The organism is Neorhizobium sp. 2083 (assembly GCF_031455615.1).
Classification (GTDB): Bacteria; Pseudomonadota; Alphaproteobacteria; order Rhizobiales; family Rhizobiaceae; genus Neorhizobium.
Genome location: NZ_JAVDTC010000002.1, coordinates 793,459 through 806,370 on the forward strand (window position 1 = coordinate 793,459; position 12,912 = coordinate 806,370).

At 61.8% G+C, this 12,912-nt stretch carries 15 protein-coding genes; 8 read left to right on the plus strand and 7 right to left on the minus strand.

Going from position 1 to position 12,912, the window contains the following annotated elements; all coding sequences use genetic code 11:
- Nucleotides 1–55 precede the first annotated feature (55 nt).
- The gene (locus J2X76_RS12070) at nt 56–562 is read right to left on the minus strand and encodes a sigma-70 family RNA polymerase sigma factor (RefSeq protein WP_310216233.1); all 507 of its coding nucleotides are present in this window, start codon (nt 560–562) and stop codon (nt 56–58) included.
- Between the two features lie 187 nt (nt 563–749).
- Between J2X76_RS12070 and J2X76_RS12075 the strand changes: the two genes are divergently transcribed.
- Nucleotides 750–1,601 (plus strand): Ku protein, encoded by an 852-nt coding sequence (locus J2X76_RS12075; protein WP_310216235.1) that lies wholly within the window; start codon nt 750–752, stop codon nt 1,599–1,601.
- A gap of 2 nt (nt 1,602–1,603) precedes the next feature.
- Nucleotides 1,604–4,111 carry a DNA ligase D gene (ligD, locus tag J2X76_RS12080; protein ID WP_310216237.1) on the plus strand — a complete coding sequence of 836 codons (2,508 nt, stop codon included), beginning with the start codon at nt 1,604–1,606 and terminating at the stop codon, nt 4,109–4,111.
- A gap of 325 nt (nt 4,112–4,436) precedes the next feature.
- Here the strand turns inward: ligD and J2X76_RS12085 are convergent, their stop codons facing one another.
- Nucleotides 4,437–5,240, minus strand: coding sequence for a Ku protein (locus J2X76_RS12085; protein WP_310216239.1), 804 nt, complete (start codon nt 5,238–5,240; stop codon nt 4,437–4,439).
- A gap of 106 nt (nt 5,241–5,346) precedes the next feature.
- Here J2X76_RS12085 and J2X76_RS12090 point away from each other — a divergent pair, with 106 nt between their 5' ends.
- On the plus strand, nt 5,347–5,547 hold the full coding sequence (locus J2X76_RS12090; protein ID WP_113127883.1) for a hypothetical protein: 201 nt from the start codon (nt 5,347–5,349) through the stop codon (nt 5,545–5,547).
- Between the two features lie 192 nt (nt 5,548–5,739).
- Nucleotides 5,740–5,922, plus strand: a complete 183-nt coding sequence (locus J2X76_RS12095; protein ID WP_113127884.1) for a hypothetical protein — start codon at nt 5,740–5,742, stop codon at nt 5,920–5,922.
- A 13-nt stretch (nt 5,923–5,935) separates the two neighbouring features.
- On the opposite strand, the gene J2X76_RS12100 is transcribed toward J2X76_RS12095, so the two are convergent.
- Entirely contained in the window at nt 5,936–6,265 is a 330-nt protein-coding gene (locus J2X76_RS12100; protein WP_113127885.1) for a hypothetical protein, read from the minus strand.
- Between the two features lie 146 nt (nt 6,266–6,411).
- Between J2X76_RS12100 and J2X76_RS12105 the strand changes: the two genes are divergently transcribed.
- Together J2X76_RS12105 and J2X76_RS12110 are read left to right on the plus strand one after the other, a co-directional pair.
- Nucleotides 6,412–6,804: a BON domain-containing protein gene (locus tag J2X76_RS12105; RefSeq protein ID WP_310216244.1), complete on the plus strand. Its 393-nt coding sequence runs from the start codon at nt 6,412–6,414 to the stop codon at nt 6,802–6,804.
- Nucleotides 6,805–6,886: 82 nt separating this feature from the next.
- Nucleotides 6,887–7,384 carry a ferritin-like domain-containing protein gene (locus J2X76_RS12110; RefSeq protein ID WP_113127887.1) on the plus strand — a complete coding sequence of 166 codons (498 nt, stop codon included), beginning with the start codon at nt 6,887–6,889 and terminating at the stop codon, nt 7,382–7,384.
- 117 nt (nt 7,385–7,501) lie between these two features.
- On the opposite strand, the gene J2X76_RS12115 is transcribed toward J2X76_RS12110, so the two are convergent.
- Nucleotides 7,502–7,750: a hypothetical protein gene (locus tag J2X76_RS12115; protein ID WP_162736310.1), complete on the minus strand. Its 249-nt coding sequence runs from the start codon at nt 7,748–7,750 to the stop codon at nt 7,502–7,504.
- A 173-nt stretch (nt 7,751–7,923) separates the two neighbouring features.
- On the opposite strand from J2X76_RS12115, the gene J2X76_RS12120 reads away from it, so the two are divergent.
- Nucleotides 7,924–8,289 carry a DUF2934 domain-containing protein gene (locus tag J2X76_RS12120; RefSeq protein WP_113127888.1) on the plus strand — a complete coding sequence of 122 codons (366 nt, stop codon included), beginning with the start codon at nt 7,924–7,926 and terminating at the stop codon, nt 8,287–8,289.
- A 300-nt stretch (nt 8,290–8,589) separates the two neighbouring features.
- Nucleotides 8,590–10,074: a glycogen synthase GlgA gene (gene glgA / locus J2X76_RS12125; protein ID WP_162732236.1), complete on the plus strand. Its 1,485-nt coding sequence runs from the start codon at nt 8,590–8,592 to the stop codon at nt 10,072–10,074.
- 84 nt (nt 10,075–10,158) lie between these two features.
- Here the strand turns inward: glgA and glgX are convergent, their stop codons facing one another.
- The 3 genes from glgX to J2X76_RS12140 form a co-directional block, all read right to left on the minus strand.
- A complete protein-coding gene (gene glgX, locus J2X76_RS12130) occupies nt 10,159–12,237 on the minus strand; it encodes a glycogen debranching protein GlgX (RefSeq protein ID WP_310216249.1) in 2,079 nt (692 codons plus the stop codon).
- An 89-nt stretch (nt 12,238–12,326) separates the two neighbouring features.
- Nucleotides 12,327–12,569 (minus strand): hypothetical protein, encoded by a 243-nt coding sequence (locus J2X76_RS12135; RefSeq protein WP_310216251.1) that lies wholly within the window; start codon nt 12,567–12,569, stop codon nt 12,327–12,329.
- Nucleotides 12,566–12,853, minus strand: coding sequence for a hypothetical protein (locus tag J2X76_RS12140; protein ID WP_113127891.1), 288 nt, complete (start codon nt 12,851–12,853; stop codon nt 12,566–12,568). Before J2X76_RS12140 ends, J2X76_RS12135 begins: the two co-directional genes overlap by 4 nt.
- Nucleotides 12,854–12,912 lie beyond the last annotated feature (59 nt).

Sequence of the window (12,912 nt, forward strand, 5' to 3'; positions counted from 1 at the left end):
TGAATTTCATGACGACCTCCAATGGAACGAGAGCTGTCGTGGTTATTACGGCAGCTCAGTTCGTTTCTTCTCCCAATTCCTGCAGAATTTGATGCCGCGCTCGGTTGAGGCGGCTTTTCACCGTGCCGACCGCGCAATCGCAGATCTCCGCCGTCGCCTCGTAACTTTCCCCGAGAATGGCGACCAGCGTCAGCACTTCACGGTAGTGCGGGGGGAGTTTTTCGAGCGCCCGCTGGACCTCGCGGGCTCTCGCCGCCATCTCCTGGCTGGCTGCAACCGGCGTATCGCCGGAAACGTTCTCCTCTATCCCCGGCGCCTCGCGTCCCAATACCTTGGCACGTGTGTAGAACGTGTTGCGCATGATGGTGAAAAGCCAGCTTTTCAGCTTCGTGCCCGGCTCGAACTTGTCGAGATTGGCAAGCGCCTTCATCAGCGTCTCCTGCACCAGGTCGTCCGCATCGCTGGGATTGCGGCAGAAAGTACGGGCAAATGCGCGGAGAGCCGGAATAAGCCTTACTATGTCTGCACGTGCAGGATCACCATTCAACTGTGATTCAGACACCGTTGCCTACCTCTCCGAAGTCTTCATGGCTGGAATGACGGGGGCAAACGCACGCCTTATGCATTTGGTTCCGCCAAGATGAATGCCCTGTTCATCTTCGTGGCGGAAACCCCTGCCGCTTGCGGAACAAACAGACCGGCAGGCCTGTTGATAGCACTTTCACGGGAGTTCTGCCGGGAGTTCGGATATGGCGCCGCGCGCAAACTGGAAAGGCTATCTGAAGGTCGGAGAACTGAGCTGCCCGGTGGCGCTCTATACGGCCGCCTCGACGTCCGACCGCGTCAGCTTTCACATCATCAATCGGGAGACGGGCAACCGGGTGCATCGCCAGATGGTCGATGCCGATACCGGCCGGCCGGTCGAAAGCGAGGACATCGTCAAGGGTTACGAGGTTTCGAGCGGTCAATACGTCTTTCTGGAGCCGAACGAAGTGAAGGCAGCGGTCCCTGAAAGCGACAAGACCCTCGAGCTCGAAACCTTCATCCCCTGCGATGGCGTCGACACCATCTTTATCGATCGTCCCTATTACCTTGCTCCGGCCGACAAACCGGCCGCCGAAGTGTTCGAGCTGATCCGAAAGGGACTGACCGAGAAGAACGTCGCGGCACTTGCCCGCACCGTGCTGTTCCGGCGCCTGCGGACGCTGCTGATCCGCCCGAGCGAGACCGGCCTGATCGCCAGCACGCTGAACTACGAATACGAGGTCCGGCCGGCGAAGGAGATCTTCTCCGACATCAAGAGCTTCAAGATCGAAGGCGAGATGCTCGAGCTCGCCGAGCACATCATCGATACCAAGCGCGGCAAGTTCGACCCCTCCGAGTTCGACGACCGCTACGAGGCGGCGCTCGCCGAACTGGTCAAGGCGAAGATCGAGGGCCGCAAGCTCAGGAAGAAACCGAAGCCGGAACCGAAGAAGGTTTCGAGCCTCATCGAGGCGCTGCGTCAGAGCGCCGGCGGCGGCAAGAAGGCCGCGCCGAAAAAGCCCGCCGGGAAAACCGTATCTCGTAAGACTGCCGCCCCGCAGAGAAAGGCGAGCTGACCATGGCGCTCGAAACCTACAACCAGAAACGGAACTTCAAGGCCTCTCCCGAGCCCCGCGGCCGCAAGGCCAAGGCGAGCGGCAACAGCTTCGTGATCCAGAAACACGATGCGACCCGCCTTCATTACGATTTCCGGCTGGAGATGGATGGCGTCCTGAAAAGCTGGGCCGTCACCCGCGGCCCGAGTTTCGTGCCCGGCGAAAAGCGGCTGGCGGTGCATGTGGAAGACCACCCGCTGGATTACGGCGGTTTCGAAGGCATGATCCCGGAGGGCAACTACGGCGCCGGTGCGGTCATGCTCTGGGATCGCGGCACCTGGGAACCGATCGGCGATCCCCACAAGGCCTATAAGAAGGGCCATATGGAATTCGAGCTGAAGGGCGAGAAGCTGGAAGGCCGCTGGCACCTGATCCGCATGGGCCAGAAGCAAGGCGAGAAGCGCGAAAACTGGCTGCTGGTCAAGGGCGACGACGAATTCGCCCGCGCCGAGGGCGACACGGACATTCTCGACGAAATGCCGCTCTCGGTGAAATCAGGCAAGACGCTGGACGAAATCTGGGGCCGCAATCCGTCCGCGCCCAAACGCAAGTCGGACGCCAAGGCAAGGCCGCCGGAGCCCGAAGGGAGCGGCCTTTCGCCTGCGAAGATCAAGGGCGCGAAAAAAGCCGAGCTTCCGGATTTCGTCGAGCCGCAGCTTGCGACGCTGGTAAAGGGCGCGCCGTCCGGCAAGCGCTGGGTCCACGAGATCAAGCTTGACGGTTATCGCCTGCAGGCGAATGTCGAAGGCGGCAAGGTGAAGCTGCTGACCCGGACCGGCCTCGACTGGACGCACAAGTTCGGCGAGGAGATCGTCGCGGAATTCGAAAAGCTTTCGGTTTCAGGCGCGATCATCGATGGCGAAGTGGCGGTCGAGGCGGGTTCCGGCGCCACCGATTTTTCCCTTCTGCAGCAGGATCTCAGCGACGGCCGGGACGACCGGTTCACCTTCTACGCCTTCGACCTGCTGCATCTCGACGGCTACGACCTGACCGGTGCAACGCTGTTGAAGCGCAAGGAGGCGCTCGAAAGGCTGCTGGCCGGCAGCGGCCCGGCCTTGCGCTACAGCACGCATTTCAGCGACGAGGGCGGGCTTGTGCTGAAACATGCCTGCCGGCTCAGCCTCGAAGGCATCATCTCCAAGATATCGGACGCGCCCTATCGCCCCGGTCGCGGCCGCGACTGGGTGAAGTCGAAATGTTCGGCACGACAGGAATTCGTGATCGCGGGTTTTGTCCCCTCCTCCGTTTCCAGGACGGCGATCGGTTCGCTGGTCATGGGATATTACGACAAGGGAAAGCTGCGCCACGCCGGCCGTGTCGGCACCGGTTATTCGAACGTCGTGGCGCAATCGCTCTTCAAACGCCTCAGCGGGATGAGCGCCGACGAAAGCCCGTTTGACGAAAAGCTCGCCGGGGTGGAAAAGAAGGACGTCGTTTTCGTAAGGCCCGAACTGGTCGCGGAAGTGGAGTTCCGCGGCTGGACGGCGGATGCGCATATCCGCCATGCCGCCTTCCGTGGCCTGCGCGAAGACAAGGACCCGAAGGAGATCGTCCGGGAGGGCGGACCTGTGAACGCAACGGAACAACCGAAGCCGCCGAAACGGACAGTCAATCTGACCCATCCCGACCGGGTCTACTGGCCGGATGCAGGGGTGACCAAGGCCGGGCTTGCGGATTATTACACCGAAGTCTGGCGGCTGATGGCGCCCTTCGTCGTCAACCGCCCGCTGGCGCTTCTGCGCGGGCCCGACGGCATCGGCAGCCAGCTCTTTTTCCAGAAACACGGCTGGAAGGGCATGACCAAGAGTGCCGTGCTGGTGAAGGACCCCGCCGATCCGGCGGAAGAGGACATCACCATCCGCGACCTCGACGGGCTGCTCGGCCTCGTTCAGGGCGCGACGCTCGAAATCCACCCCTGGGGCTCCACCCTGGACGACTGGGAAAAGCCGGACATGGTCAATATCGACCTCGACCCCGGCGAAGGCGTGTCATGGACCGATATCATCGCAGCCGCCCATGAGGTGAAGCGCCGCTTCGAGGACATGGGCCTTGTCGCCTTCGTCAAGACTTCCGGCGGCAAGGGCCTGCATGTCGTCGCCCCCGTCAAACCCAAGGCGGAATGGCCGGAGGTGAAGGCGGCCATGAAGGCGCTCGCCGACGGTATGGCCGGCGACGACCCCGACAGATACATCTCGACTATCACCAAGTCGAAACGCAAGGGCAAGATCCTCATCGACTACCTGCGCAACGGCCGCGGCAACACGGCGGTCGCCCCTTATTCCACCCGCGCCCGTCCCGGCGCGCCGGTCTCCATGCCGGTCGAATGGGACGAACTCGGCGGCGCGATCGGGCCCAATTATTTCACCGTCATCAACGCCCCGGCCCGCATCGCCCAGCAGACGAAGGATCCCTGGGGAGATTTTCGCAAGGCGGAAGCGGTGATCGAGTTCAAGGTGAAGAAGAAACGGTAGCGGCTGAGGCGAGACCGCGCGGCATGCCGATATGGGATGCGGGCGGGGCGGCATTCTTAACCCTCCCCAATTGCGGGAAAGGGCTATGGCATATGGGACTCGCGACGGTGCGTGGAGCCCCTCCCCCTTGTGGGGAGGGGTTGGGGAGGGGTCTTGATCCAGTATAAAAACCCCTCCCGCCTGCCGGCCACCCTCCCCACAAGGGGGAGGGTTAAGAATGCCGCGCCGCCTCACCTCTCATATGCGAATTACCCTGCCTCAGCGGGCATGGGGAGTCTGCTGCATCGCCGTCTCCCGGCCATAAAATTCTCCCAGCGGAGGGTAATCACGTCCGCCCCTTCCGCTCGGCTTCCAGGCTCTTCTTCAGCGCGGCGGTGATGTCGATCACGTTGCTGCTGCGCTCCGGCGCCTTTTCCTCGACCCTCTTCTTCGTCTTGCGGCTCTTCTTGCGCTCGGCGATGATTTCGAGAAGCCGGTCCTGGACCGGGTCGTCCGCCATGGAAGGCTTCCAGGCCCGGGTGCGCTCGTCGATGATCTTCTTCATCATCGCCAGATGTTTGGCGTCGATCTTCTCCCCGGGCCTGTCGCCGGCGTATTCCGCCGCGTCGCGCACTTCGTCGCCATAACGCAGCGTCCAGACGACAATTCCCTTGTCCTTCGGCAGGAGGAGAACGGCCCGCTCGCGGCGATACATGACAAGCCGGGCGATGCCACCGGTATTGGTCTTTTCCATCGCCTCGCGGATGACGGCAAAGGCTTCCGCGCTCACCTCGTCGTCAGGCGCCAGATAATGCGGCCGGTCATACCAGACCCAGCCGATCGACCCTGACGGCACGAAGGTCTCGATATCGATGGTGCGGGTGCTTTCGAGCCCGACATCCTCGATTTCCTCGTCTTCGAGGAGCACGTAATCGTCCTCGCCCTTCGGATAACCCTTGACCTGATCCTCGTCCTCGACCGCCTCGCCTGTCTGCGCATCCACATAATGGCTGAGGACGCGATTGTTGGTCTTGCGGTTGATGTTGTGGAAGCGAACCTTTGCGCCTTCGGAAACGGCAGGGGTCATCGTCACCCGGCAGGTGACGAGCGAGAGCTTCAGATAACCTTTCCAGAATACGCGCGGCGCCACGGGCAACTCCTTCGTTTGGCGATAACCCGCGCTCCCTTCGCTTGGTTCCGGAACAAACGCGCGATCCAAACCGTTTTCCGGATCAGACAAGCCAGGAGCCAATCAGATGAGCGTCAACAATATCTCGAACTCTGCGCAGAAAGACTTGAACAAGAAGGCCGAGCTCTCGGCTCGCGAGCGCGGCGAAAAGAAGGAATTGGATGAACAGCTCAACGAAGGCCTGGAAGACACGTTTCCGGCAAGCGATCCGGTGTCGAGCACCGTGACGTCCATTCCCTCCGGTACGCCCAAACCGCCCCGGCATTAACATTTTTTAAAATCGCTGGAACAAAAAGGGCGGCTTCCGGATAGGAAGTCGCCTTATTTCATTTTTCCTCTGTGACTTTTTCGGGATATCCGAGATCGACCCTGTTGATGTATTGGGAGCTGATATAGGGTTGTCGTGGGCGGATATGGTTGCGACATCGGGTATTCCGATGTGGACGTGTCAGAGGTCGGGATGGCGAAACAGAACACTCCGGTTGCGGAAGAGGACATCAGGATGGGGCGGCGGGTCAGCCGTCAGGTCTCGGTTCTTCTGACCGAAATTGAAAAGGAAGACGTTCCTGATCGTCTGCTCCAACTGGCGCGTGACCTGCAAAAGGCGCTGAACGAAAAGATCGACGACCGCCATACGGGCTGACGCGGCGCGCCTGTCAGAGCTGGGTTGAAATCAGGTTGTCGGTGCGCACGCGCCCCCCGATCACGCCCCGCGGCCCATTCGGCGCAAACCTGCCGCTGCTGTCCTCGATCACCGTATAGAGCTTGTCGCTGCGGAAGGCGCTTGCCATCTCGGTCGAGTTGCCCTCCGAGGGCGCGGCGTCGATTTCCGTGAAATCCAGTTCCGCCTGGCTCGCCACCAGCCGCGCATCGCCGGCGGTCTTTGCCCTGACCACCACTTCGCCATGCGCGGGCGAATTCTGCCAGTTCGGATCGTTCGGCGCGGCTGTCGGCACCAGCCGATAGATCTTCAGCCTGTCCTGCATGTCTCTCTCCCGTCGTAAGCACTTTTCTAGTTGGAGAGCTAAACGTGGCTCGCGCGTTCCGGTTCCATCAAATTGCGCGGAACTTTTCCGGCAACCATGGGTTTCTCCGCTGCGGGCGATCATGCCCCCTGAGAAGGAGAAAGCCGATGAAGAATGAGCAGCCGAAAGCTGGCCGTCCCGGCGAGACCTCGCAATGGCCTCGGTGGGAGGGCCCGGCGGAAAGCCGCCCGAGCGGTTATCTTCAGGGTGAAGCCGATATCTTCGCCGAGGGACCGGAGCAGGAAAAGCAGATCGGCAAGGGACCGGACGGTTACAACCGTCCCGACGACCTGATCGCACAGGATGTCAATGAGCAACTGATGCAGGACGCCTTTCTCGACCCGACCAACATGTCGGTCGTGGTGGAGAACGGCGAGGTGACCCTGGAAGGTTACGTGGCGCACTTCGCCGACAAGACCCGGGCCGAGGAAACCGTCCTCGACATCGAAGGTGTCACCGCTTGCCGCAACAATCTTCGGATCGCGCCCGAAAGGCACTGATGCCCGTGGAACCTGCGAGGCGCCTGCTCGTTAGGTGCCTCGCAATCCCTTGCCATAACACCATCAACAAGGAGAGAGACAAATGGCCAGCAAGACCCTCGATGACCTTTTTCATGAAACCCTCAAGGACATCTATTACGCCGAACGCCAGATCGTGAAGGCGCTGCCGAAGATGGCGCGCGGCGCACAGGATCCGAAGCTCAAGGCAGCATTCGAGAAGCACAAGGAAGAAACCGAAGGCCAGATCGATCGCCTGAAGCAGGTTTTCGAGATCATCGGCAAGCGGGCCCAGGGCAAGACCTGCCCCGCGATCGACGGCATCATCGAAGAAGGCGAGGAAATCCTGGACGAATTCAAGGGGACTCCGGCCCTCGATGCGGGCCTGCTCGCCGCGGCCCAGGCCGTCGAACACTACGAGATCAGCCGCTACGGCACCCTGCGCGCCTGGGCCCAGCAGCTTGGCCACCGGGAGGCGGTAACCCTCCTCGAACAGACGCTCGCCGAGGAAAGCAAGACCGACGAGGCGCTGACGGGTCTTGCCAAGACAGCCGTCAACACGGCCGCCCAGAAGGCCGCCTGACATCGAACATCGGCAAGGGTGCGGCTTCGGTCGCGCCCTTTCTTTGCCCCCGCGGTACGGAAATCGATACGAAAAAGCCCGGCCGAAGCCGGGCTTTTCCTCCCTTTCCCGGCCTCCTCAAGCCGGGAAAGATCGTCTCAAAATCGAGGTGTCTGACGTTCCTCCGAGCGGTGGAACGGGCAACATTTCGCCGTTCAGCGCCTGTCGGCGGAAAATCTCGACCCGTCCGCTACGCTCACGCGCCACATGAGCCTTGGCGGCTTCCATGGCAAGTTCGTAGGTGTGGTAATAAGACGCAGACTGAAGGCCGTCTATGACATAGACCCAACCTGTTGCGTGTGGGACGATATCGCAGTATTTTCCCATTGGATGTGTCTCCTTCCCGGCGGCCATAAGTACATTCGACAGGCAAAAGTTCCGCCTCCGGGGAAGTTTTTTTCGAGTGATGGCTGCGTCGTAGCCAGTTGCGATTTTTCGTTTTTACCAGGGAACTTTTCTGCGCCGCGCACGTTTGGGCGCTTGGGCGAATGGAGACAATAATGGCGGAATCCGAAGAAATCTGGATCAAAAAGCGGGCCTATGCCCTGTGGGAAGAAGAAGGCTATCCCTCAGGCAAGGACAGGGAGCATTGGGAACAGGCCAAGCTTGAATATGCGACGCTTGGGCCGACCGCTTCGAAGAAGCCCGCGGCGGGGTCGCGCGGCAAGTCTGCGACTGCGGTGAAGCCTCCGAAGGCAACAGCGGCCAAGCCGGCGGCGAAGGCTGCGTCTGCCAAACCGGCACCGAAGGCGGCCGCGGCCAAGACTTCCCAGGCAAAGACAACTTCCAAGGCACCGGCCGCTGCCGTGACCGAAGCGGCGGAACCGGCCAAGAAGCGTTCCAAGAAGGTTCCGGCTGGCGCTTGACGCCGCCCGGCCACCCAACTTCATCATTGTCGTTATGGGTCTCGGCGACTGACCTCGTCGCGGCCGCGGGTCTGTTTGTCCTGGAAAAATCGAAATGGCTTTTGCGTCTGGACTTGGCCAGGGTTCTGCCCGGAGGGGGAACGTTGGCGAGGGCGGAAACGTTCTGGAGGGTGAGATTGGCAGATGGCGGAGGCACGCATGATGAACGCTTACGTCCCGATCGACGGCCTTCGTCGAGATGAGCGGAGCGCGCCGAAACAGGGGATTAATGCCGGCTATGGAATGCGGGGGCTTCCTGGAATGAGAATACTTTCGGTCACCTCCGAAATCTTCCCCCTGGTGAAGACGGGTGGCCTTGCAGACGTGACGGGCTCCCTGCCCAAGGCGCTGAGCCCCCTCGGCATCGAAACGACCTCCCTGATCCCCGGCTACCCGCAGGTCATGCAGCAGCTGAAGAGCGCCATGCCGCTGGTCACCTTTGACAGCCTGCTCGGCGAAAAGGCCGCGCTCCTCCATACCCGGGTCGAAGGCCTCAGCCTTTTCATCCTCGATGCACCCGCTCTCTACGATCGGCCGGGCGGCCCTTATGTCGATGAAGACGGCATAGACCATGCCGATAACTGGAAACGGTTCGCGGCACTTTCCCTCGCCGCCGCCGAAATTGCCGATGGACTGCTTCCCGGCTGGGTCCCGGACCTCGTTCACACCCACGACTGGCAGTCCGCACTGACCTCGGTCTACATGCGCGAACGCGGCTGCATGACGCCGGTCGTGCTGACCATCCACAACCTCGCCTTCCAGGGCCAGTATCCCGCCGGCGTCCTGATGGGTATCGGCCTGCCCCCCGAAGCCTATTCCATGAACCGCATGGAATATTTCGGCGATATCAGTTTCCTGAAAGGTGGATTGCAGACGGTCGATGCGATCACCACCGTCAGCCCGACCTATGCGCGCGAGATCCTCACGCCGCGTTTCGGCATGGGCATGGACGGGGTCCTCAACGCCCGCGTCTCCGTCCTGCGCGGCATCGTCAACGGCATCGACCTCGATATCTGGGATCCGTCGACGGACCCGCACCTGCCGCGCAACTACGACGTCGGCACGTTGCGCCGCAAGCGCGAGAACCGCGCCGTCCTGCTCCGGAAATTCGGGCTGGACCCGGCGCAGGAAGGTCCCGTGTTTTCCGCCGTCAGCCGGCTCACCTGGCAGAAGGGCTTCGACATGTTCGCCGACACCGCGGACGAGATCATTCGCCACGGCGGCAAGGTGATCGTCTTCGGTCAGGGCGATCGGGAGATCGAGCGGGCGCTGGCCGAAACCGCAGCGCGGTTTCCCGGCAGCATGGCCGTCAATTTCGGCTATGACGAGCCGACCGCACATCTGGTCCATGGCGGCTCGGATGCGATCGTGCAGCCGTCGCGTTTCGAACCCTGCGGCCTGACCCAGCTTTATGCGCTCCGTTATGGCTGCGTCCCGGTCGTTTCCCGCACCGGCGGGCTCTCCGAGACCATTATCGATGCAAACGACGCGGCCATGTCCGCCCGCGTCGCTACCGGTTTCCAGTTCCATCCGGTGACGACAGACGGGCTGCGCCTGGCGCTTCGCCGTGCATTGCACGCCTATGCCGATCCGAAGATGTGGGCACGCCTGCAGAACCAGGGCATGAAGGCGAAATTCTCCTGGGAGCGCAGCGCCCAGCAATATGCCGCCGTCTATGCCAATCTGGCGCTCAAGTCCGGCCATGTCGCCTCGGCGAACTCCGACATCCGGCGCGCGACGCTCTGAGTTTCTCCCGCCACGCGCACGAAAAGAAACCGGCCCCGAAGGCCGGTTTTTTAATGGTGACGGGAGGGATAATAGGAGGCCGCCTCACGGCCTCCGGAACAATGCGAGGCTGCGGCCCTCGAGCTCGAAATCCTTTTCCTTGGTGATCACCAGACCGCGCTTGGAAAGGTCGGAGGTGGTGAGTTCCAGCACCCACCCGCCCTCGCCGAACTGCGGGATGCGGAACGGGACATTGCCCTCGAAAGGATTGAAAAGCAGCAGCACGTCGTGCCAGATGCCCTCCTCCTCCTTGAGATCGGGCCGGCCGATATAGAGGCCGAGCGTCGACCCCTCGTCCCACTGTTCGGGCGTCTGGAAGCCGCCGCCGGCATTGAACCACTTGATGTCCAGGCCGTCGCGCCAGTTCTCACGGCGCAGCAGCGGCTGTTCCTGGCGCAGCTTGATGATCTGGCGGGTGAACGCGCGAAGCTCCTCGCAGCTCTCCGGCAGGTTTTCCCAATGCACCCAGGAGATTTCGCTGTCCTGGCAATAACCGTTGTTGTTGCCCATCTGGCTGCGGCCGAACTCGTCGCCGGCCAGCAGCATCGGCGTGCCATGCGAGAAGAACAGGGTGGCGAGGAAATTGCGCTTCTGGCGATCACGCACCGCATTGATGCCCTCGTCCTCGGTCGGCCCCTCGGCGCCGTAATTGTAGCTGCGGTTGTCGTTGTGGCCGTCGTTATTGTCCTCGCCATTCGCCTCGTTGTGCTTCTCGTTATAGGAGACGAGGTCGTTCAGCGTAAAACCGTCATGGGCGGCGATGAAGTTGACGCTCGCCCACGGTCGGCGGCCGCGCTGGTCGTAGAGATCGCCGGAACCGAGCAGGCGGGCGGCGAAATCCGTCGAGACATTGGTGCCCTTCCAGTATTCGCGCACCGTATCGCGGTATTTGTCGTTCCACTCGGCCCAGCCGGGCGGGAAACCACCGACCTGGTAACCGCCGGGGCCGATATCCCAGGGTTCGCCGATCAGCTTCACCCGGGAAAGCACCGGATCCTGGGTGATCGCGTCGAAGAAACCGCCGCGCTGGTCGAAACCTTCCGGCTCGCGTCCGAGGATCGTGCCGAGGTCGAACCGGAACCCGTCGACATGCATGCTCTCGGTCCAGTAGCGCAGCGAATCCAAGACGAGCTGCAGCACCCGCGGATGCGATGTGTTGACCGTGTTCCCGGTGCCGGTGTCGTTGATATAGTAGCGATGCTGGTCCGGCATGGTCCGATAGTAGGAGAAATTGTCGATGCCCTTGAAGGAGAGCGTCGGCCCGAGCTCGTTGCCCTCGGCCGTGTGGTTGTAGACCACGTCGAGGATGACCTCGATGCCGGCATCGTGGAACGACCGCACCATGTCGCGAAAGCCCTGGATGCCTCTGGGGCCGTAATAGCGGGAAGCGGGCGCGAAAAAGCCGAGCGTGTTGTAGCCCCAGAAATTATGCAGGCCCTTGTCGAGCAGGTGCTGGTCGTCGGGAAAATAATGAACCGGCATCAGCTCGACGGACGTGATGCCGAGGCTCTTGATATACTCGACCGAGGCCTTGTGCCCCATGCCCTCGAACGTGCCGCGCAGGTCTTTGGGAATACCTGGATTGAGCTGGGTAAAACCCTTCACATGTGTCTCGTAGACGATCGTCGCCGGCCAGGCGATATTAGGCCGGTTCTGGTCCTGCCAGTCGAACTCGTTCGGATCGATCACCCGGCATTTCGGCATGAACGGCGCGCTGTCGCGCTCGTCGAAGGTGAGGTCCTTGTCTTCGTGCAGAAGGTCGTAGGCGAAATGCGCCTCGTTCCAGTCCACATCGCCGGCGAATGCGCGTGCATAGGGGTCGATCAGCAGCTTGTTCGGATTGAAACGATGGCCGTTTTCCGGGTCGTAGGGCCCATGCACCCGGAAGCCGTAGAGCGCGCCGGGCTTCAATCCCGGCACATAGCCATGCCAGATCTCATGGGTATATTCGGGAAGTTCGAGCCTGGCGATCTCCACCTTGCCGGTCGGATCGTAGAGACAAAGCTCGACGCGCTCCGCATGCGCCGAAAAAATCGCGAAATTGACGCCCTCGCCGTCAAAATTGGCTCCAAGCTGAAGCCAGGAGCCGGGCTCGATGACAAAGTGAGTTGATTTCGTATCCATGCGGCACCCAGTTGAAAGACTGCCGTCATAATGGTGCGGCACAGCATTTCGTTCCCTGGACAGTCATATAAACTGCGGGCCGCCCGAGCCTACGGGTTGCCCGATGCGGGCGGAGGCGGGTTTCCGGGTGTGGTGTTTGCGGTTCCGGTCGGCGATGTCGCCGGGCTCTGGCCGCCGGTCCCGGTTTGCGGCGACGGGCTGCGATCCGTGGGGGCCGTGTTGTTGGACTGCGACGGCGGCGTGTTATTGATCGGATCCTTCTGTTTCTCGCCGCTGTCGCTGCAGGCACTGAGGAGAGCCGCGGCCGAAAGAGCGCCGATGAGACGCTTCATGTCTGGTCTTCTCCATTGAACTTGCGAAAGGCGGCCTGCCGGCGATGCGCATCGAGCGCGATCACCTTCTCGACCGCCGCGACATCTTCGGCGCTCGCGGCCGGAATCGGATCCGCGGCGATGGCTTCCAGCACTTCAGGCGCCAACGCGCCGTTGCGGATGACATATTCCAGCGCCTCGCGGGTCTGCCGTTCGGCTTTCAGCTGGGCGTAGAGGGCGAGGATCAGCCGGTCGCGCGCATCGCGTTCATCGGGGCTGCCGCCCGGTCTGGCGAACTCTGCCATGGTCTTCCTCCATGTGTCTGCTGGAGGATCAACTTTCCGTCGCCGCGATTGTTCCCTCT